This is a genomic window from Thalassobium sp. R2A62 (assembly GCF_000161835.1).
Lineage (GTDB): Bacteria > Pseudomonadota > Alphaproteobacteria > Rhodobacterales > Rhodobacteraceae > Thalassobium.
Genome location: NZ_GG697169.2, coordinates 623,812 through 642,671, shown reverse-complemented (window position 1 = coordinate 642,671; position 18,860 = coordinate 623,812). Strand labels below are relative to the sequence as shown.

Here is an 18,860-nt window from a genome sequence, read left to right as displayed (position 1 = left end):
CGCTTACATCCGAAACGTTGGAATTGCTGCCGTCATGACCCTAATCACTTCGCCTCTTGCTTTGACGTTACTACTGGCCGTCGCCGCGTATTGGTTGGCCAAACGTCGCGCGATCAGTGCCGCCAAAGGCGATGTGCGCAGTTTGGCGGCTCTACCCACCGCATACGGCACCAATGCAGCGTTGAGCGTGGTTATTCCGGCCTTTGTAGGGTTCATCCTGATCAGCCTCTACAGCGGGCTTGCACCGCGGGCGGAGGACGTGGCGCCACTGTCCAAAACATGGTTCATCCTTGTTCCCGCCGTGCTCGGTTTTGTTGGCGCAATTGCGCTATCGACCAAGGATTTCCGCGCTCGCACAGCGTCTGAACGCTGGATCCTTGCGTTGCTGATGGGCGCGTCCGGCGTCGCTATTTTGACCACGATTGGCATCGTTTTTTCAATGCTGTTTGAAACGTTCAACTTCTTTTCGCAGTACAGCTGGACCGACTTTTTCTTTTCAACCAAATGGTCGCCAAACTTTCGGGGCGACAGTGATTTGGGGATTTTGCCTCTTTTGTGGGGCACGCTCTACATCAGTTTTATCGCGCTGCTCGTGGCTGTCCCAATCGGGTTGTTCTCTGCGGTTTATCTCAGTGAATATGCCGGCCCTCGGATGCGCGCGTTTGCCAAACCAGCGATCGAAGTGCTCGCTGGTATTCCTACGATTGTTTACGGGCTCTTTGCCTTGGTGACAGTCGGGCCGCTGTTGCGCGACTACTTTGCTCAACCAATAGGATTGGGGGACAGCGCATCATCCGTGTTGACCGCCGGTCTCGTGATGGGCGTCATGCTGATCCCGTTTGTCTCGTCCCTCAGCGACGATATTATCAATGCGGTCCCCCAAGCGATGCGTGACGGCAGCCTCGGTCTAGGCGCTACAAAGAGCGAAACAATACGCCAAGTCGTTGTGCCAGCTGCGCTGCCCGGCATTGTCGGCGCCATTCTGCTGGCCGCATCACGCGCGATTGGCGAGACAATGATCGTCGTACTTGGGGCAGGAGCCGCAGCCCGCCTGTCACTCAACCCTCTAGAAGCCATGACAACGGTCACAGTCAAGATCGTGAGCCAGCTGACCGGTGATACAGATTTTTCCGCACCCGAGACGCTTGTCGCCTTTGCTTTGGGCCTAACCCTCTTTGTCCTGACCTTGGGGCTGAATGTCCTCGCACTGATCATTGTGCGTCGCTACCGGGAGCAATACGAATGAGCTATCAATCCCGACACGGGTCGCTCTTGACCGAGGATGCCCGCACCCGAAAACGCAACCGTGCAGAGAGCCGGTTCAAAGCCTACGGTCTGACTGCGGTCATCGCGTCCGTGCTGGCGCTGTTCATGTTGTTGGCCTCGATCCTGTCCAACGGACTAGGTGCGTTTCAACAAACGTTTGTCACGATCAATATTGCGCTGCCTGAGGACAAGTTGGACAAATCCGGCGTCCGAGATCCCGAAGTGATGGCAAAGGTCAGCACCTTTGGGTATACGCCTTTGATTCGCGATGGCCTCGTCCAGACACTTGCCAACGCAGGGATTGAAACGGATCAATCTGCCAAGGCTTTGCTGGGTCTAATTTCCAAAGAGGCGCCAGCTGCACTGCGTTATCGCGTGCTCGCCAATCCTGATTTAGTCGGTCAGACCGTCTCGATGGAATTGCTGGCCAATGGTCGCATCGACGGATTTTTCAAAGGTCGCGTCACGATGGAAAGTGCGGCGTTGGACAAAAACACCTCGCCAGAAATTCTCCAAGTGGCGCAGCAACTAGCAGATGACGGTCTGATGACCACACGGTTCAACTGGGGCTTTTTGACCAAACCTGATGCCTCGGACCAGCGTCCTGAATCTGCGGGCCTTGGGGTCGCGATTTTGGGGTCTCTCTATATGATGATCGTCGTGTTGGCGTTGGCGTTGCCATTGGGGGTCGCCGCGTCGATCTACCTAGAAGAGTTCGCGCCCAACAACTGGATCACTGATTTGATCGAAGTGAACATCTCGAACCTCGCGGCTGTCCCATCAATCGTCTACGGTATCTTGGGCCTTGCGATCTTTATTAACTTTGCTGGCCTGCCACAGTCCGCACCATTGGTGGGTGGTCTTGTGCTGACTTTGATGACGCTACCAACGATCATCATCTCGACCCGCGCCGCGCTAAAGTCAGTCCCGCCCAGCATCCGCGATGCAGCCTTGGGGGTAGGGGCGTCGAAAATGCAGTCTGTGTTTCACCATGTTCTACCGCTCGCCGCACCCGGCATTCTGACGGGAACAATCATCGGTCTGGCCCAAGCGCTTGGCGAGACGGCACCCTTGTTGCTGATCGGCATGGTCGCATTTGTAAAAGAATACCCCGAGATCGGTATCGAAGGATTCACTGATCCCGCAACGGCATTGCCTGTCCAAATCTTTAACTGGACGCAACGCGCCGATCCCGCTTTTGTTGAACGCGCCTTTGGGGCGATCATCACGCTCCTCGTGTTCCTCTTGTTTATGAACTTGCTCGCAATCTTCCTGCGCCGCAAATTCGAACGTCGTTGGTAGGGACCAACGCTATGAAAGACCAAGCTGAAATGGATAATTCAATGCCAACCCCGTCAAAGATCAGCGCGTCTGGTGTCCAAGTCTACTATGGCGACAACCACGCGATCAAAGATGTGAATGTCGAGATCGCAGACAAAACGGTGACTGCTTTCATCGGCCCGTCAGGATGTGGGAAATCGACTTTCTTACGTTGTATCAATAGGATGAATGACACTATTGATGTCTGCCGCGTTGAGGGTGACATCAGGATTGATGGCGAAGACATCTATGATCCGAAAGTCGATCCAGTCCAATTGCGCGCCAAGGTTGGTATGGTTTTTCAAAAACCCAATCCGTTTCCCAAATCGATCTATGACAACGTAGCCTACGGGCCCAAAATCCATGGATTGGCCCGCGACAAGGCCGAGCTAGACGAGATTGTGGAAACCGCTCTGCGTCGTGGTGCGATCTGGGACGAGGTCAAAGATCGTCTTGATGCGCCGGGGACCGGCCTCTCTGGTGGTCAGCAACAGCGCTTGTGCATTGCGCGTGCTGTGGCGACCGAACCCGAGGTTTTGTTGATGGACGAGCCTTGCTCTGCTCTTGACCCGATCGCGACGGCCCAAGTAGAGGAATTGATAGACGATCTACGCCAGCGGTTTTCGGTTGTTATCGTCACCCACTCGATGCAGCAGGCCGCGCGTGTCAGCCAACGCACGGCATTCTTTCACCTCGGAAATCTGGTTGAAATGGACGATACAGACAAGATATTCACCAACCCCCGCGATCCGCGCACCGAGAGCTATATCTCGGGTCGGATCGGATAAGGAGGCTACCATGTCAGGCACCGATCAACACATTGCGTCCGCGTACGACCGCGACCTCGAAGACATCATCTCGAAGATCATGAAGATGGGCGGTCTCGTTGAAGCCGCAATCCTCGATAGCGCCAAAGCGCTTGAAACCCGCAACCTAGAGCTTGCCGAGCAGGTCCGAGCCGGGGACAAACAAATTGACGCGTATGAAGAAGAAATCAATGAAATGGCAGCGCGGACCATTGCGTTGCGGGCACCAGTCAGCCGCGACCTGCGCATGGTGCTGTCAGTTCTGAAAATTAGCGCAAACCTCGAACGGGTCGGCGACTATGCAAAGAACATGGCGAAACGCACGCCTATCGTCGCTGGGTTCTCGCGGATCAATGGAACGGATGCCGCATTGCGCCGGATGTGCAAAGAGGTACAGCTGATGCTCTCGGATGCGCTGGATGGCTATATCCGTGGTGACGCCGAGCTCGCCGAACAGGTGCGCGAGCGCGATTTGGAAGTCGACCAGATGTATAACGCTCTGTTCCGAGAGTTTCTAACATTCATGATGGAAGACCCCAGCAACATCACCAGCTGTATGCATCTGCATTTCATCGCCAAAAACGTCGAGCGTATGGGCGATCACGTGACCAACATCGCGGAACAAACGATCTATTTGGTCACTGGTGAAATGCCCGAAGAAGACCGCCAGAAGGCCACAGCGATTACGACGGACGTGTCGTAATGTCAGCGGGTAAACCTCAAGTCCTCGTGGTTGAAGACGAACCTGCACAGCGCGAGGTTCTTGCCTACAACCTTGAGGCCGAAGGGTTCATCGTCCGGATAGCCGAAGACGGCGAAGAGGCCTTGATGTTGATTGATGAGGTCGCCCCCGACGTCATCGTTTTGGACTGGATGCTTCCTAATGTATCTGGGATCGAAGTCTGTCGGCAGACAAAAACCAAAGCAGCCACGCGCAATATCCCGATCATCATGCTGTCAGCGCGCTCTGAGGAAGTCGACCGTGTACGTGGCCTAGAGACTGGTGCGGATGACTATGTGATCAAACCCTATTCTGTAGTCGAACTGATGGCGCGGGTTCGGACACACTTGCGCCGCGTGCGCCCTACGACAATGGGGCAGGTGCTGGTATATGGTGATATCACGCTGGATTCCGAAACCCACCGGGTGACCCGTGGCGAGCACCCCATCAAACTGGGACCAACAGAGTTCAAGCTGCTGGCATCCTTCATGGAAAAGCCCGGCCGCGTTTGGTCGCGTGATCTGCTGCTAGATCGCGTTTGGGGTCGCGAGATTTACGTGGATACGCGGACCGTCGACGTTCATGTCGGACGGCTGCGCAAGGCTCTCAATCAGTTTGGCGGTGATGACCCCCTAAGAACGATTAGGGGTGCAGGCTACGCGCTGGGGTAGGGTCACGGTAAATCGATTGCAGGTCGGACTGTGCCTGAACAATTTCCAAACCCAATACGGTAACCATCGCCGTTCGCAGCACCTTTCAATGTCAAAAGATCACCGTCTTCGATAAAGCTGCGGGTCGTTCCACCTTCGAGCTGTAAGGGGTCTTTGCCTCCCCAGCTTAGCTCAAGGAATGAACCACGGCTCTCTCTGTGAGGACCCGAAATCGTACCAGAACCTAGCAAATCACCCACCCGCATCGGGCATCCAGACGTTGTGTGATGCGCCAACTGTTGCGGCGCAGAATAGTACATCTCAGCATAGTTGGTTCGGACGATGGTGCTCTCTGCTCCACCTCCTGGTGTCAGACTGACCTCGAGCTCTAGATCATATAGCATCGGACCAGGTTCATGGAGGTGCGACAAGAGAGGCGTCTCGCGCTCAGGTGTCGACGTTCGGAATGGCTCAAGGGCCGCAGTGGTCACAATCCATGGACTGATGGTCGTTGCGGTGGCTTTGGCCTGAAACGGCCCAAGCGGTTGGTATTCCCACGCCTGAATGTCGCGAGCTGACCAGTCGTTTAATAGGACGTAGCCAAAGATGTTCTCAAACGCCCTTGCCACAGAGATAGGTCCGTTTGACGGCTGACCGACGATTGCACCCATTTCTAGCTCGATGTCAAAACGGGCCGAAGGCGCAAAGCGGGGCAGGTCATCGTTTGGCCCCTTGAGCTGCCCGTGGGGGCGCGTGACATCAGTTCCGGAAACCACCACCGACGAGGCGCGCCCATTGTAGCCGATCGGGATGTGAAGCCAGTTGGGTGGCAACGCATTCTCGGCACCGCGAAACATCGTACCCACATTCGTGGCGTGATGTTTGCTGGCATAGAAATCAGTGAACTCTGTGACAATGAACGGCATATGCAGCTGGGCATCCGCCATTGGAACCAGATGAAGCTCTAATTCTGATTGCTGGGCTGATCCATCTTTTAGCATCTGGGTCAGTTCGTTGCGCAGCTTGCCCCATGCGCGGGGTCCAAGGGCCATAAACGCGTTCCAGCTTGCCGATTGCAACGTGCCGCCAAAGGATAGAACGCCCACATCCTCTAATGTGGCCACGTCGAGGATCAGATCACCAATGGCAACCCCGCAACGCGGCGCTGTCTCGCCCACAGAAAACACGCCATAGGGCAGGTTATTCAGCGGAAATTGTGTCTGGGCGGAATTGGCGCTGGTGACCCAGCTTTTGATCAAATCGCTCATGTATGGTCCTTAGATTGCATCTGGTTGCCTGCGTGGATGGGCCGCGTCAAAGGCTGGATGCGCAAGACAGCGTGTTTCGATTTCTGTCAGGCGCTTGAGTGAAGAAAGGTCAGTGCCCCAGCGATGTGCATTATTAAGCTGAGGAATGAGACAAACATCCGCGAGCGTTGGCGCATCGCCAAAGCTGAACTTGGTCCCAGCTGGCAAGAGCGCTTGGAACGCCTGCAAACCGCGCAGCATCCAACGGTTCATCCACGACACCACCTCGTCTTGGGTGTGGCCCATGGATTTGATCGTCGAGACAACTCGCAAGTTGTTCACTGGGTGAATATCACTCGCAATGACGTTCGCTGAGGCACGCATATTTGCCGCCATCAATGGGTTGCTGGGGATCATAGAGGGTGCAGGGCAGACAGCCTCTAGGTATTCAAGGATCGCCATAGATTGCGTCAGGACCGAGCCATCCTCAAGCACAAGGCTTGGCACGCCCCCAATCGGATTGCGCTGCAAATTGCTCTGCGTGTGCTGATCCCCTGTCGCCAAATCCAACGCTATCGTTTCATAGGAAAGCCCCTTGAGGTTTAGAGCAATCCGAAGGCGGTAAGATGTGCTTGAACGCCAGTAGCTATAGAGCTTCATTTGCGTCCTGGCTTCCCATCAAAATGCTTTTCTAGATCAGTCCAACAGTCGATGTAGTTGTCTTGCAGCGGGGCTTCCTTTGCGGCGAAATGGGTCAGGTGTTGCGGGAACCGCGTCTCGAACATGAAAGACATCGTATTGTCGAGCTTCTCTGCCTTTAGATCAGCATTCGACGCGCCTTCGAACGCATCGCGATCGGGCCCATGCGGCAACATCATATTGTGTAGGCTAATTCCACCGGGAATAAAACCCTTGGGCTTGGCATCGTACTGGCCGTAAATATTGCCCATCAATTCGGACATGATGTTCTTGTGATACCACGGCGGGCGGAATGTATCTTCGGCAACCATCCAACGTTCACGGAACAGAACAAAGTCGATGTTTGCGGTGCCTTCTTGTCCAGAAGGTGCCGTCAGAACGGTAAAGATCGAGGGGTCAGGATGATCGAACAATACAGCGCCGACAGGACAATAAGTCTTTAGATCGTATTTGTAGGGCGCATAATTTCCGTGCCAAGCCACCACGTCCAACGGCGATTGGTTGATCTTTGTCTCGTGAAATTGACCGCACCATTTGGCGGTGACGGTTGATGGCACTTCACGATCTTCAAAGGCCGCGACCGGTATTTTGAAATCGCGCGGATTGGCCATGCAGTTGGCCCCAATCGGGCCTCGGTTCGGCAGTTCAAACTTTTGCCCGTAGTTTTCACAAACGAAACCACGACAGGGACCTTCCAAAACCTCGACACGGTAAACCAGCCCTCTGGGGAGAACCGCGATTTCCTGTGGCGCGATATCGATGATCCCTAGCTCTGTGCAAAACCGCAATCGTCCTTCTTGCGGGACGACAAGCATTTCGGAATCCGCCGAATAAAAATACGCATCCACCAAGCTTTCCGTGACGAGGTATACATGCGTCGCCATTCCAAACTGCGTGTTAACATCGCCCGCAGTCGTCATTGTGCGCATCCCCGTGAGCCATGTCAGCGGCACATCTGAATGAGGTACAGGATCCCATCGGTACTGGCCCAACGACACCACGTCGGGGTCGATATTTGGGGCTGATTTCCAGCTGGGCAGATCGATCTTTTCAAACCTATTTGTGTGTTTGACCGAGGGTCTAATCCGGTAACACCATGTCCGTTCGTTTTGATGACTGGGCGCTGTAAACGCAGTTCCAGATAGCTGCTCACCATAGAGGCCATAACTACATTTCTGCGGCGAATTCATACCTTGGGGCAGGGCGCCTGGCAGCGCCTCGGTTTCGAAATCGTTTCCGAAACCTGGCATGTATCCTTGGTGTGGGCCCGCAACAGAAGGTGCTTGATGTAGCGAGGTCGGGTTCGTTTTAGATGTCATGTCGGCCTCATTTTAGTCAGCGAAGGTCTAGACGTAGGGTTTAGCGCCTCAATCATAGACCAGACAGGCCAGCGGGCCGATCTGTTTTGGCATCCCAATAGAATTCTGTCGGGGTGCCAATAGTGTTCATGTCTTAGACGTCACTCAAAACACCGCGTTCGATCTGATCCGCCTCAATGCTTTCAAACAACGCTTTGAAGTTGCCTTCGCCAAAGCCATCATCACCCTTGCGCTCGATAAATTCAAAGAAGATCGGGCCGATCACGGTTTTTGAGAAAATCTGCAACAGGATACGGGTTTCCCCTCCACCAACGACGCCTTCTCCGTCAATCATGATCCCGTGCTTCTTCATCCGGTCAATGGGTTCTTCGTGGTCCACGACGCGTGTTTTGCTAAGCTCATAATATGCTTCAGGCGGGCCCTTCATATACTTGATTCCACGCGACGCGATTTCATCGGTTGATGCGTAAATATCATAAGCACCGACAGCGATATGTTGGATACCTTCACCTTTGTACTGCTTGAGATATTCAACGATCTGACCAGTTTCACCACGGTCTTCGTTGATCGGAATGCGGATCCGGCCACAGGGCGACGTCAACGCACGACTAAGAAGGCCGGTGAATTTGCCTTCAATGTCAAAGAAACGGATTTCCTTGAAACCAAACAGATCGCCGTAGAACTTGAACCAGACGTCCATGTTCCCTTTGTGTACGTTGTGGGTGAGGTGGTCCAAGTAGTGGAAACCAACGCCCTCGGGATGGGTTTTGCTCACCCAGTCAAATTCTTCGTTGTATGGGTTTGCCTCATAGTACTCTTCGACAAAGTAAATCAGCGAACCGCCAATGCCCTCGATCGCGGGAACGTTCATGGCCTTATCATCGCCCAGATAGGGTGTCGCGCCCTTGGATACAGCATGATCGAACGCATGCTGCGCATCCACAACACGCCAGCCCATTGAAGGTGCACAGGGCCCATGCAGATCAACAAAACGGCGTGCATGGCTCTCAGGTTCGTCGTTGATCACATAGGTGATGTCACCTTGCTGCCAAAGCTCAATGGCCTTGGATTTATGCGTCGCCGTATGCACATATCCCATTTTCCCAAACAACTCTCTCAGCTCGTCTGGATTTTCATGAGCAAACTCAACAAACTCGAATCCGTCTGTTCCTGCTGGGTTTTCGGGGGTGATTGTCGACTTTGGCGCATCATGCGGGAAAGGTCCCATGGCTTATCTCCTTGATTTCCACAAAGATAGGCCAGTGTCGGCGCGTTCGGTGCGCAAAGTGGCGTAAGATTTTTAAAATTATTGCGTTAATATTGCAAGAATAATGTAAAATACGCACTATATCCGCATGCTTCAGCTCGATTCGTTAGATATCAAACTCTTAGCGGCCCTCCAAAGCGAAGGCCCGCATTCTGCTATCGATCTGTCAAAACACCTGGGCATGTCCGCCTCGCAGATCGGGCGACGCCGGCAACGGCTTGAACAAGAGGGTTTTATCGACCGCTCTGTTTTTCGACTGAGCCCCAAGGCGCTTGGGCTTGATGTGCAGGCGTTCATACAAATCCAGACGGAATCGCAAACACGGGCGACACACCAGTCGATCCTCGAATTGGTGAACAGGCAGCCACAGGTTGTTGCGGCATGGACCTTAACGGGCGAAGACGACTACATCTTTCGTGTGTTCTGTTCTGGCTTGCCGGATCTGAACGCTCTCATTCAGAACGTTCTCTTACCCCACAAAGGGATTGGCCGCGTACAGAGCCAAATTGTTATGGGTGAGATGAAAGACGACACCGCGCTACCGCTGGATCACTTGACCTAATATGGGGCAGGGCGGCTCTGTCCTACCTCAAACATCAATTGGCAACGCACCTGAAACCTTCATTTGTCGCAGAATGAATGTCGTCGTGGTCGTCCACACAACGCCCAATCGTAGAACCTTGTGCATGATGAACCGCTCAAGAGCCTCGGGGGCCGTCGCCGCGACTTTGAGAACAAAATCAAAATCCCCAGTTATCGAGGCACATTTCAACACCTGTTCTTCACGTGCAATGAATGCCTGAAAGAATTCGATCGACTCTTCACTATGATCAACGAGCGAAACCTGAACATGCGCAAACGCATTCAACCCAAGCTTCTTGCGGTCCAGAATTGCCGCATACCGAAGGATAAACCCATCATCCTCAAGCCGTTTGACACGACGCCAGCAGGGCGAGGGCGACAGCCCAACGGCGTCTGACAATTCCTGCGTACTCGCCCGTCCATTGCGTTGAAGCGACTTCAGGATCAGTTTTTCAAATCTAACGAGCAAATCTTTTCCTCGCTTATGGTTTTGAGGGTAAATTTTACCGCAAACCGTTCAAAAGATGCGACTCTAGGCGACTTATTTCCATCAGTCTGGAATAATCTACCCCTAATGATAGGGAGACAGAGACGCCCAAGGATACAAAATACTCCGCGAAAAAGTCCGATAGTTCTGGCTGGATCGAGTACACAAAGGAAGAAGATCGGATCTGGCACGACCTCGTCGCTCAGCAACAGCAACGGGTAGATGCGCTTGCCGCGAGTCCGTTTCTAGAGGGCAGAGGGCATTGAACCTGCCAACTGACCGAGTTCCTCAATGCGTAAAAGTCGCCAAGTGCTGATGGATCAGACGGGCTGGCAGGTCGAGCCAGTGCCCGCATTGATCGGGTTCTCACAGTTCTTTGGAATGCTGTCCAAGGCCACATTTCCAGCCGCGTCATTCATTCGAGGTCGCGAAGATTTCGACTACATAGAAGAGCCCGATATTTTCCATGAAATCTATGGCCATACACCACTCTTGACCGACCCCAGGTTTGCAAAATTCTCGCAGAAGCTTGGTGAAACTGGAACCAAATGCGACAAGTCTGAATACTCTTGGTTAATCCGCCTATATTGGTTCACTGTCGAGTTTGGCTTGATCCGCGAGGGACATGAAATCAAAGCCCTAGGCTCTGGGCTAGCCTCATCCCCAGGAGAGCTGGATCATTCGATAAACGAGCCGACAGTCGTCCGGAAACCTTTTGATATCATCGATATTTTGCGAACACCTTACCGCATCGACATCAATCAACCGATCTATTTCGCCTGAGAGAATGTGGACCAACTTCTTGAAGCAGCCGAGCGCGACTTGGTTACCGATATTCGCCATGCCAAGGCACTGGGCCTTCATGCGCCGTCATATCCGCTAAAGAACAAAGGGGAGCAAATCCAATGAGCGACTTAACTTCTAAGAATTGCGCAGCCTGCGACGGTTGGGCGCCCGAGCTGACCGACGACCAGATTGGAAAGCTGAAAACCGATCTAGACCCGAGCTGGGAGATGGACGCCCAAGCACAGACACTTACACGAAAGTTCGCATTCAAGGGGTTTGCCAAGGCGGTGTACACAGCCAACCTATTAGCGTTTCTGAGCGACAAGGAAGGCCACCATGCGGATATCGCGTTCGGCTGGGGCTACTGCCACGTCACCTTTACGTCGCATGAACTGGGACGGTTGACCGAAAATGACTTCATCTGCGCGGCAAAGGTGGCTGCTGCTGCAGCCTGATGGTCGTGACGAATGTCATCGTCGGCCTTGGGATCGCTACCGTCATACCGGGCAGGGCCGTCCACATCCGTTTCTGACAGGCAGCAAGGATCTGAGAATCCTCGCGACTTTGAAAAATAAACGATCAACGCTCGAACGAACCCCAAGTGCTCGATGAGTTGCCGCTGTGTTGTCCCATCAGCAGACTTCATCCTAGGATCGCCATCATGTCGCGCCGTTTGTCCAACTGGGTTGGACTGGGATCAGTAAGGATGTTCAGAATTCGCAAATGACCTAAGCATACCGAATGTGTGGAGGACGTTGAGTTCTGGTGCAAGTTGCTTGGGAGCTGGAGTTAGGTAAGACTATACTCACCATTCGCATAATCAGTATTATGTAATATAAATAACTACGCTTTTTGATAAGAAGTCCGATTAATATTAATTATTATCAATATCCTGCGGCACATTCCGAACCTCAAAACAAATGACTTGAACGGCCCCAGCAGCGTGACCGCCACCAAAGTTAGCCGCAAGGTCAAACGAAATTGTGTATGTTTCGCCAGCAACTGTCGATGCTGATTGCGAAATCTGCGATTGACCGTCTTTGTCGGTCATTGTCCATCCGCCGCCCTCGACCAACCCGTCGAACGTCGTGCTGTTGGAAGACAAATTCTCGAGCAGATTATCGTCTTTGTTGTCTCCATACACGATGTCGTCACCAGCGCCCACGTTAATTACGTCGTCGCCATGACCGCCCTCCGCTACATCGTTGCCGTTTTCGAGATAAATGCGGTCATTACCTGCTCCACCAAATGCTACATCGTCGCCGCGGCCCGCAATGATGCGGTCACCGCCAGCGCCAGCGTCGAGGTGATCATTGCCGCCATTCCCGAGCAGTACATCGTTCCCCTGCCCTGTCACGATCACGTCGTGGTATGAATATGCCATACCATAATCGGATAGGACTACTGCGCTTTCGTCATAGACCCATTCGCCATCAATGAAGGTCCACTCGTCACCAAACATGTCGCCAGCGGCTAGGTCGTTGGCGTCTTTTGTGACGATCTTATCATCACCTTCAAGACCGTTCGATTTGATCGCTTCAGGCGCTGACGTATCCATTACGGTCCCAGAATTGCCAGCAAATCCGTCGATAATGTCATCGTTTACTTTGGTTCCGATCACCTCTTGTACCGGTGCGTTCACTACTAATGCCATGTCTCTTCCAGTTTTATCTTAAAGAGAGTGGGCAAGATGATTTCAGAGGCCTCGAAATCACCTTGCCCAATGGAGGGTGGATAGTAGTGTTCCCTCTTTCACCGACTGGAAAACAAAATGCGAAGGCGCAAATAGATGCTTAGCTGCGCGAACGGATAGGTGCGCCACTCAAAGAGTTATCAAGTTCAGGAAGATCGGATATAACATGCTAAAAAAGCAGGGTTTTCGCCATAATTGACGTGAAAACAGAATGAAGAATTACGGTAAAGAGCCGCGGGTTCTTGGGGCAAAAACCCCCTAATCGCGTGCTAGTTGTACACCAAGCATAGGTGTTTATCCAACAATTCGATGGTGTTTGAAATGGATGTGCCCCAGCCCGCATCTTCGACGAAAACGTCCATTGCAGCAAACGATTTTGGTCCAAGAAATCCATCAATCGGACCCGGATCTGCTCCTGCCATTTTCAGCAATCGCTGCAATGTGGCCGCTTCAGTCAACTCGTCGGCCAGCGCTCTGCCACAGGCGACAACGCCATCTCCTTGGGCCTCTAGAGTAGCAAGTCCATCGGGCACTTCGAGAACCATGCTGTCGTCGGCTGGTTTCGGAGCCGATGCCATATCCCGTCCAAGCAAGCACGCCCCTAGCCTCTTGGACACGCCATCAGTGGTCTCAGGCGGCGTGCCCTTGGTCTCGTACGTGCAGCTTTCTGCGTTCTTGGCGCAAGAAAACGCAATTCTCCATTCAGCGTTACGCTCCGCACTTGTGACCACTCCGTCACCGTTTGAAAAATACGATACCGATACATGTCGAGGGTCCCTTCTTGCCAGAACGCAGGGAACTGAACCGAAGGTACATCCGAGATATGTGAAACCACATTTTGCGCGCCTGGTACTGACCTATCAAAAGTAGATGATACGCACGCCTGACCAAGTACAGGTGATGCTGCCGCGACGAGAACGAACGGGATGATTGAGCGCACAATGTTCATTGGCCGGCTCGGATCAATGGGCCATTTGCACGAAATGCAAGCGATGCGAGGACGACCGCGTTTGTGTTTACCGTCACTGACGAATTAGTCGTGCCGTCAATCTCGTAAATCCCTTCGCGCCAACCAACATCAGTGTCCCCAAGCGGGGCGATCGCGTCGATCAGTTCTTGGGTATATTCGGTGCCGAACAGTGCGTCCCATGCAAATGCGACCTTGGTCGTGACGGTGCGCTTGCTGTCTAGGCGCTCGCCCGAAAAGCTCATCACAGCCCAAGGCGCCCCCCCCGCCCCAGACAGACGAATAGATAAAGTATGGCGCCTGATCGATATGCGACTCACTGACAGCAGTTAGGATCCCTGTGTCGCGATAGCGTTGCTCTTGGGCCTTGTAGATTGACGAGGCAAAACGCAAAGACCGAGCGTCAAACCCGAATTCCAAACCATCGAACAGATACGGCTCGATAGCCGTGAATGCAGGCGTCAAGTTCCGGTGCAAACGGTCATCGACGGGAATAGGATGCCCCAAGACGTCCTTGACCATCAGATGTGCTGACGCATCGTAGGCGCGGTACATATCAAAGCCGAATAGCATCATAGCCTTGACCGCGTATTGCTCGTAGCGGACCCGCCCCTCTTGATCATAGCGCGGGTTGCCATCGGCCATATTGCCGCCAATCAATTGGCCATCCTTTACCATCTCATCCAAGGCCCACCGGTTGATCAGGGCCGCCGTCTTAGAAGCGAACACAGGATAGTTCGCTTCGACATGGGAGAGTGCCGCGACCATTCCTGCGATGTCTAACGCCGACCAACCTAACCCGCGCTCAACGGGCTTGTTGCCGTAATTTACCAGACCACCGTCGCGGACATCATAGGCTTTGTTCGGCAAGAGATCATCGAACAAACGCATCTCAATCAACGTATCAAGCGCCTTGCCGATGCGTTCGATGGCTTCATCGCTTTGGATGACGCCAAGTGTGTCAGCCGAGATCGTCGCAACAAAATAGGACCCCGTTTCCCACATGGTGGTAGAGAGATAGTTGTTCGTCGAATTGACCAACCCTGTGTCCGGATTGGTGTTATTGGCAAAGTAAGTCCATGCGATCCGAGCGTATTCGAAGTCGTTTTCACGCGAGGTGCCAGTCGGAGCCAGAAGCAACGGTTGGGTCTCTTCGAACGCATCTATAGCACCGCTATTCGATTGGGCGCTCTCAGCCGTTGCGGCGCCAATTTTTTCGATTTGGGTCACGAGCAATAGTCCACATCCAAGAGCAGAAATTCCAACGCATCGGAATGTTATCGACCGCATTAGAATGATGAGGATATTTTTCCTTAATGATCCGCAAACAGATCAAAAGCCGACCAATGTCATTTGCAGACATGCCAACTTGGCCCGGCTCATTTGCATAGTTCACCTTTTGACCGGTGCTAGCGTTGCATACTTTGTTGGGCGCTTCACCTTCGAAGAGGCTCAAATTACGGAGCGTATTGGTCAGTTCTGCGATGCGAGTATCAAGCACGCGTTTATCAACGATGCAGAGCTCGTAAGCCGCGACTAAACCACTGATATAGGATGACGTGTCCCACATCGTGGTCGACGGGAACCCATTCACCGCATTCACCAAACCGGTGCTCTCTTGGTAATTCCGTTCGAAATAACACCAAGCGGTTTGGGCCATTTCCATTTCACGCGGTGTCAGTTCACCATTGCGTCCAAAGTGCGGTGTCGAACTGCGCCCACGGTCGCGATCACACGTCGCTACGGAATGGCCGCCTTCTGACACAGTCAGCGTCAGTGGCGTCTCAGAGCTGATGGTGACGCTGTTGTAGCTTTCGCCATCCAATGTGACGCCATCAATTGTTAGCGTTTTTCCAGCTGGAAGCGTCTCCTGTGCATGAGCGATCGGAGCAAACACGAGCGCACTCGAAATAACCAAGTTCTTTAAGAAAGGTGTCTTGGGCATCATTGTTTTCCCCTTCTTGGAAAAATTCTCATTTGTTTAATACTGCATCACACTGCCTCTTTCAGAAAATCTAGAGCCAGACGGTTGCGTCTGCCTACGGCCCCATACGAAACATCATCTGCGCATTGCATGATGATCCCTAAACCACGGCCGCTTTCGGTCATAAGTTCGATTTTTGAAAGATCCTTGGCGTGAGCCCGCACATCAAACACGGGCGTGCCTTCTGGATCATAGATATCTACGCGAACCCTTTCGTTGCCTTCGCGCAGGTCGATCTGCACCACAGCATCTGTCGCATCCGATGCAGCGTATTTGACGAGGTTGACCAGAGCTTCGGCCAAACAAATCTCAAAACGGATCAGGACGTCAGCCCCCAACACATCAACCACGACTGATTTGAGCGCCAGCACGGCGGCGTCCACATTCTCGAGGACGGTCAGCATATAATGGGTGTGTTTGATCACAGCTTGCTGCGCATCGCGTCTACGGCATCATTTGCGGTTCTATGAACCGTAAAAACACGGTCCATCCGGCAGATGCGGAACATTTGCTCGACCTCAGCGTCCAATCCGCAAACGGTGAGTTCGCCGCGGTGACCTATGATCTTTAGAAGTCCAACCAGAGATCCCAGTCCGGACGAATCCAAGAATGACACATCCTGGAAGTCACACACCAGAAGGCTTGCCCCCTTTAGGATCAAGGTTACGACCTCATCCTTGAAATCATTGGCTTCAGAGCGGTCAATCGATCGACCCCAGGCCGGAAGACTGTGATCTAATTTTCATGTTGTATTGTCGGGATCATCTTCTTCGCTTCTTTCTAATGCTACGACTGTTAGGTCGTCTTCTATAGGGTGCCCGGCACGCCATTCTTTGAGTTGGTCCACCAGAGCATCGGGGAAATTCCGAACGCCGATTTCACTAAGACTAGCGGCCGCGTTTTGTACGCGATCATTTCCAAAGGGTTCCATATTCGGGTTTTCAGCTTCCGAAGCGCCATCCGAGCACATCACAAGTGCGTCGCCCCTTGAGACGTGCAAGGATCTGTTCTCGTAGGTTGCAGCAGCGATCATCCCAACAGGGAAACCACCGTCCCCCACGGGTGTCGCAATGCCATCTTTGGTCACGTGATACGGAGAAGGATACCCCGCCTGACAATAAACCAAGTTGCCAGATGACTTATCAATCAGCCCGCAAAACATCGTAAAGTATTCGGCATTGTCTGCTGCGCTGAACCGAACATTCAACGCACCAACGAGATTTGCAGGATCAAAGAGCCCGTCTTTTGTCCGCGCTTTATCGCGGAAATATTCTGGCGTAATCAAATGGCCAATCGCGACCGACAACAACGATGCGTGAACGCCGTGGCCAGACACGTCGACCGCATAAAACCCGAGAGTTTCATCATCCAAAAGAGAGCACCCAAACATATCGCCTGATACAATCGCAGACGGAACAAATGCCGACGCAACCTTAAACCCCAAGATGTCGTCTTGGATATCCGGCAACAGTTGTTGTTGTGCGGCGGCCGCGGCGCGCAGGTCATCCAAGATTCGATCATTCGCTTCTTTTAGGACTTGGGTGCGTTTCGCCAGCTCAGCGGCATGGGTCACGGAACGGCTTGCTATCATGATGCGAGCCCTGAGCATCGTTGGGCTATCACCTTTGGTGAAGAAGTCATCGACACCAGCCTCAAGAGCCTCTTGCCGCACGTCGATCTCATCGCTGCCGGTTATCACGATGACATGGACATACCGGTCGAGATCAAGCGCACGAATACTGCGGGTCAAATCAATGCCATTCAAATTCGGCATCTGAAGGTCGCTTAGTACAATCTGAGCCTTGCTGTCTTGCAGCAAGGCCAAGGCTTGCTGTCCATCTTCTGCGGGGATTGTCTCGTGACCCATCGCGTCCAACAGGCTGCACAAATACAACCGTTGGATTTCGCTGTCCTCAGCAACAATAATTTTTAACCTAGCGGTAGACATCACACTAATTTCCACGGGGTATGAAACCCAAAAAATGAATTTTTCCCACAGGACACAAATGCGCGCTGCGGCAGTCTATATACTGTCTCGCTACCTTTAATAGCTGGTAAAGCCGCCAAAAAAAGAGGGAAAACGGCGACAAAATTATCAGAGATTTTAATGCCCCAAAACACGGCCTACATAATTTTGGGTGCCAGAGAGATAACCGTCGGCTTTATATCCCGCCGCGCCTTTCTCTCTGTCATATTTTCTCTCTGTCATATGTTGTCTCCTTGACAGAAGACTAGCATGTGCAGTTGGCTCACCGATGATGCGCTATGGTACAAGTGGCGCGCTCATTTGTTCCGCCTCCTATCCTGCTGGGTATTTCAGAATAGCCCCGCTTCACGAGCGATCAACGCGGCTTGCGTTCGGTTGGATGCCTCTAATTTACGGTACAGCGTTTTCATATGAAGTTTGACCGTGGGTTCTTGGATCTCCAAGTCCCTTGCAATTTCTTTGTTTGACTTGCCCTGCGTCAACCCTTCGAGCACCTGCAATTCGCGTTGGGTCAGATTTTTTGCCAGCTCGTGCGTTTCAGGCTCTTCTTCAGCAGTCATAAAATCGAGCGGCGCATATTGCTCGCCCATCGCCATGAATTTCACTGCATTCACAAGCGACTTGGCCGGCAGCGACTTTGGAACAAATCCAGCAGCTCCAGCAGCTAGAGCCGTTTCGGCGACTTGTTTAGACGCTTCGCCAGAAATCAGGGCTACTTTTTGCCCTCCATTTGTTTCAAGCGCTTCTTTAAGTCCAGAGAGGCCGTTCATCCCAGGCATGTTGTAGTCGAGCAGAACGAGGTCAAATGCCTCGCTTGAATTGATGGCCTCAATTGCATCCTTCAGTGTTCCAACTGACTCTGTTTCAATGCCCCCTTCGTTCCCCAGATACAAAACCAAGGTATCGCGCAAAAGTTCATGATCGTCCGCAATCAATATTCTCATAGTAAATATTCTTCGACCTCCTAAGGCTGACTATTCTCACAATATGACCGTTCGACAGCCTAAGTCATGTTAAATCGGCAACTTTCTTAAATCCTTTTGAATTGGTCACCACTTCAATGGGCGATAAATGCCTCC

Annotated in this window: 21 protein-coding genes and 1 pseudogene; 8 read left to right on the top strand and 14 right to left on the bottom strand. The window is 52.7% G+C overall.

Going from position 1 to position 18,860, the window contains the following annotated elements:
- Positions 1-34 precede the first annotated feature (34 nt).
- From pstC to phoB, 5 genes are read left to right on the top strand one after another with little or no spacing between them, the layout of a single operon-like run.
- Positions 35-1,246 carry a phosphate ABC transporter permease subunit PstC gene (pstC, locus tag TR2A62_RS03185; RefSeq protein ID WP_009158756.1) on the top strand — a complete coding sequence of 404 codons (1,212 nt, stop codon included), beginning with the start codon at positions 35-37 and terminating at the stop codon, positions 1,244-1,246.
- Entirely contained in the window at positions 1,243-2,568 is a 1,326-nt protein-coding gene (gene pstA / locus TR2A62_RS03180) for a phosphate ABC transporter permease PstA (RefSeq protein WP_009160029.1), read from the top strand. The genes pstC and pstA overlap by 4 nt, the downstream gene beginning before the upstream one ends.
- A gap of 11 nt (positions 2,569-2,579) precedes the next feature.
- Positions 2,580-3,374 (top strand): phosphate ABC transporter ATP-binding protein PstB, encoded by a 795-nt coding sequence (gene pstB, locus TR2A62_RS03175; RefSeq protein ID WP_009159346.1) that lies wholly within the window; start codon positions 2,580-2,582, stop codon positions 3,372-3,374.
- Positions 3,375-3,384: 10 nt separating this feature from the next.
- Positions 3,385-4,095, top strand: coding sequence for a phosphate signaling complex protein PhoU (phoU, locus tag TR2A62_RS03170; RefSeq protein WP_009157303.1), 711 nt, complete (start codon positions 3,385-3,387; stop codon positions 4,093-4,095).
- A complete protein-coding gene (phoB, locus tag TR2A62_RS03165; protein ID WP_009158596.1) occupies positions 4,095-4,784 on the top strand; it encodes a phosphate regulon transcriptional regulator PhoB in 690 nt (229 codons plus the stop codon). Before phoU ends, phoB begins: the two co-directional genes overlap by 1 nt.
- Before the next feature lie 2 nt (positions 4,785-4,786).
- Here the strand turns inward: phoB and fahA are convergent, their stop codons facing one another.
- The 4 genes from fahA to hppD form a co-directional block, all read right to left on the bottom strand.
- A complete protein-coding gene (fahA, locus tag TR2A62_RS03160) occupies positions 4,787-6,031 on the bottom strand; it encodes a fumarylacetoacetase (RefSeq protein WP_009159369.1) in 1,245 nt (414 codons plus the stop codon).
- Between the two features lie 9 nt (positions 6,032-6,040).
- On the bottom strand, positions 6,041-6,670 hold the full coding sequence (maiA, locus tag TR2A62_RS03155; protein ID WP_009160638.1) for a maleylacetoacetate isomerase: 630 nt from the start codon (positions 6,668-6,670) through the stop codon (positions 6,041-6,043).
- The gene (gene hmgA / locus TR2A62_RS03150; protein WP_040820109.1) at positions 6,667-8,028 is read right to left on the bottom strand and encodes a homogentisate 1,2-dioxygenase; all 1,362 of its coding nucleotides are present in this window, start codon (positions 8,026-8,028) and stop codon (positions 6,667-6,669) included. The genes maiA and hmgA overlap by 4 nt, the downstream gene beginning before the upstream one ends.
- 133 nt (positions 8,029-8,161) lie before the next feature.
- Positions 8,162-9,256 (bottom strand): 4-hydroxyphenylpyruvate dioxygenase, encoded by a 1,095-nt coding sequence (gene hppD, locus TR2A62_RS03145; RefSeq protein ID WP_009159041.1) that lies wholly within the window; start codon positions 9,254-9,256, stop codon positions 8,162-8,164.
- A 127-nt stretch (positions 9,257-9,383) separates the two neighbouring features.
- Here hppD and TR2A62_RS03140 point away from each other — a divergent pair, with 127 nt between their 5' ends.
- Positions 9,384-9,857 (top strand): Lrp/AsnC family transcriptional regulator, encoded by a 474-nt coding sequence (locus TR2A62_RS03140; RefSeq protein WP_009160392.1) that lies wholly within the window; start codon positions 9,384-9,386, stop codon positions 9,855-9,857.
- A gap of 27 nt (positions 9,858-9,884) precedes the next feature.
- Here TR2A62_RS03140 and TR2A62_RS03135 read toward each other — a convergent pair whose 3' ends face one another.
- Positions 9,885-10,346, bottom strand: coding sequence for an Lrp/AsnC family transcriptional regulator (locus tag TR2A62_RS03135; protein WP_009159555.1), 462 nt, complete (start codon positions 10,344-10,346; stop codon positions 9,885-9,887).
- Between the two features lie 309 nt (positions 10,347-10,655).
- Between TR2A62_RS03135 and TR2A62_RS17485 the strand changes: the two genes are divergently transcribed.
- Positions 10,656-11,147, top strand: a complete 492-nt coding sequence (locus tag TR2A62_RS17485) for a phenylalanine-4-hydroxylase (RefSeq protein WP_009160038.1) — start codon at positions 10,656-10,658, stop codon at positions 11,145-11,147.
- Between the two features lie 122 nt (positions 11,148-11,269).
- A complete protein-coding gene (locus TR2A62_RS03125) occupies positions 11,270-11,605 on the top strand; it encodes a 4a-hydroxytetrahydrobiopterin dehydratase (RefSeq protein WP_009160201.1) in 336 nt (111 codons plus the stop codon).
- A gap of 419 nt (positions 11,606-12,024) precedes the next feature.
- Here TR2A62_RS03125 and TR2A62_RS17480 read toward each other — a convergent pair whose 3' ends face one another.
- The 9 genes and pseudogenes from TR2A62_RS17480 to TR2A62_RS03085 form a co-directional block, all read right to left on the bottom strand.
- A complete protein-coding gene (locus TR2A62_RS17480; protein WP_009160003.1) occupies positions 12,025-12,804 on the bottom strand; it encodes a calcium-binding protein in 780 nt (259 codons plus the stop codon).
- Between the two features lie 308 nt (positions 12,805-13,112).
- Entirely contained in the window at positions 13,113-13,574 is a 462-nt protein-coding gene (locus tag TR2A62_RS03115) for a peptidoglycan-binding protein (protein WP_150103448.1), read from the bottom strand.
- A gap of 214 nt (positions 13,575-13,788) precedes the next feature.
- Positions 13,789-14,055 (bottom strand): DUF3131 domain-containing protein, encoded by a 267-nt coding sequence (locus tag TR2A62_RS19320; RefSeq protein ID WP_255346150.1) that lies wholly within the window; start codon positions 14,053-14,055, stop codon positions 13,789-13,791.
- Positions 14,056-14,137: 82 nt separating this feature from the next.
- Positions 14,138-15,100, bottom strand: a pseudogene (locus TR2A62_RS03110) (DUF3131 domain-containing protein); the annotation flags it as partial.
- Positions 15,003-15,755, bottom strand: a complete 753-nt coding sequence (locus tag TR2A62_RS03105) for a DUF3131 domain-containing protein (protein WP_083791097.1) — start codon at positions 15,753-15,755, stop codon at positions 15,003-15,005. The pseudogene TR2A62_RS03110 and the gene TR2A62_RS03105, both read right to left, overlap by 98 nt.
- Positions 15,756-15,802: 47 nt before the next feature.
- Positions 15,803-16,198, bottom strand: coding sequence for an ATP-binding protein (locus TR2A62_RS03100; protein WP_150103550.1), 396 nt, complete (start codon positions 16,196-16,198; stop codon positions 15,803-15,805).
- 17 nt (positions 16,199-16,215) lie between these two features.
- A complete protein-coding gene (locus tag TR2A62_RS03095; protein ID WP_255346149.1) occupies positions 16,216-16,455 on the bottom strand; it encodes an STAS domain-containing protein in 240 nt (79 codons plus the stop codon).
- A gap of 81 nt (positions 16,456-16,536) precedes the next feature.
- Positions 16,537-17,742 (bottom strand): PP2C family protein-serine/threonine phosphatase, encoded by a 1,206-nt coding sequence (locus TR2A62_RS03090; protein ID WP_009159179.1) that lies wholly within the window; start codon positions 17,740-17,742, stop codon positions 16,537-16,539.
- 368 nt (positions 17,743-18,110) lie between these two features.
- A complete protein-coding gene (locus TR2A62_RS03085; protein WP_009159719.1) occupies positions 18,111-18,725 on the bottom strand; it encodes a response regulator transcription factor in 615 nt (204 codons plus the stop codon).
- Positions 18,726-18,860 lie beyond the last annotated feature (135 nt).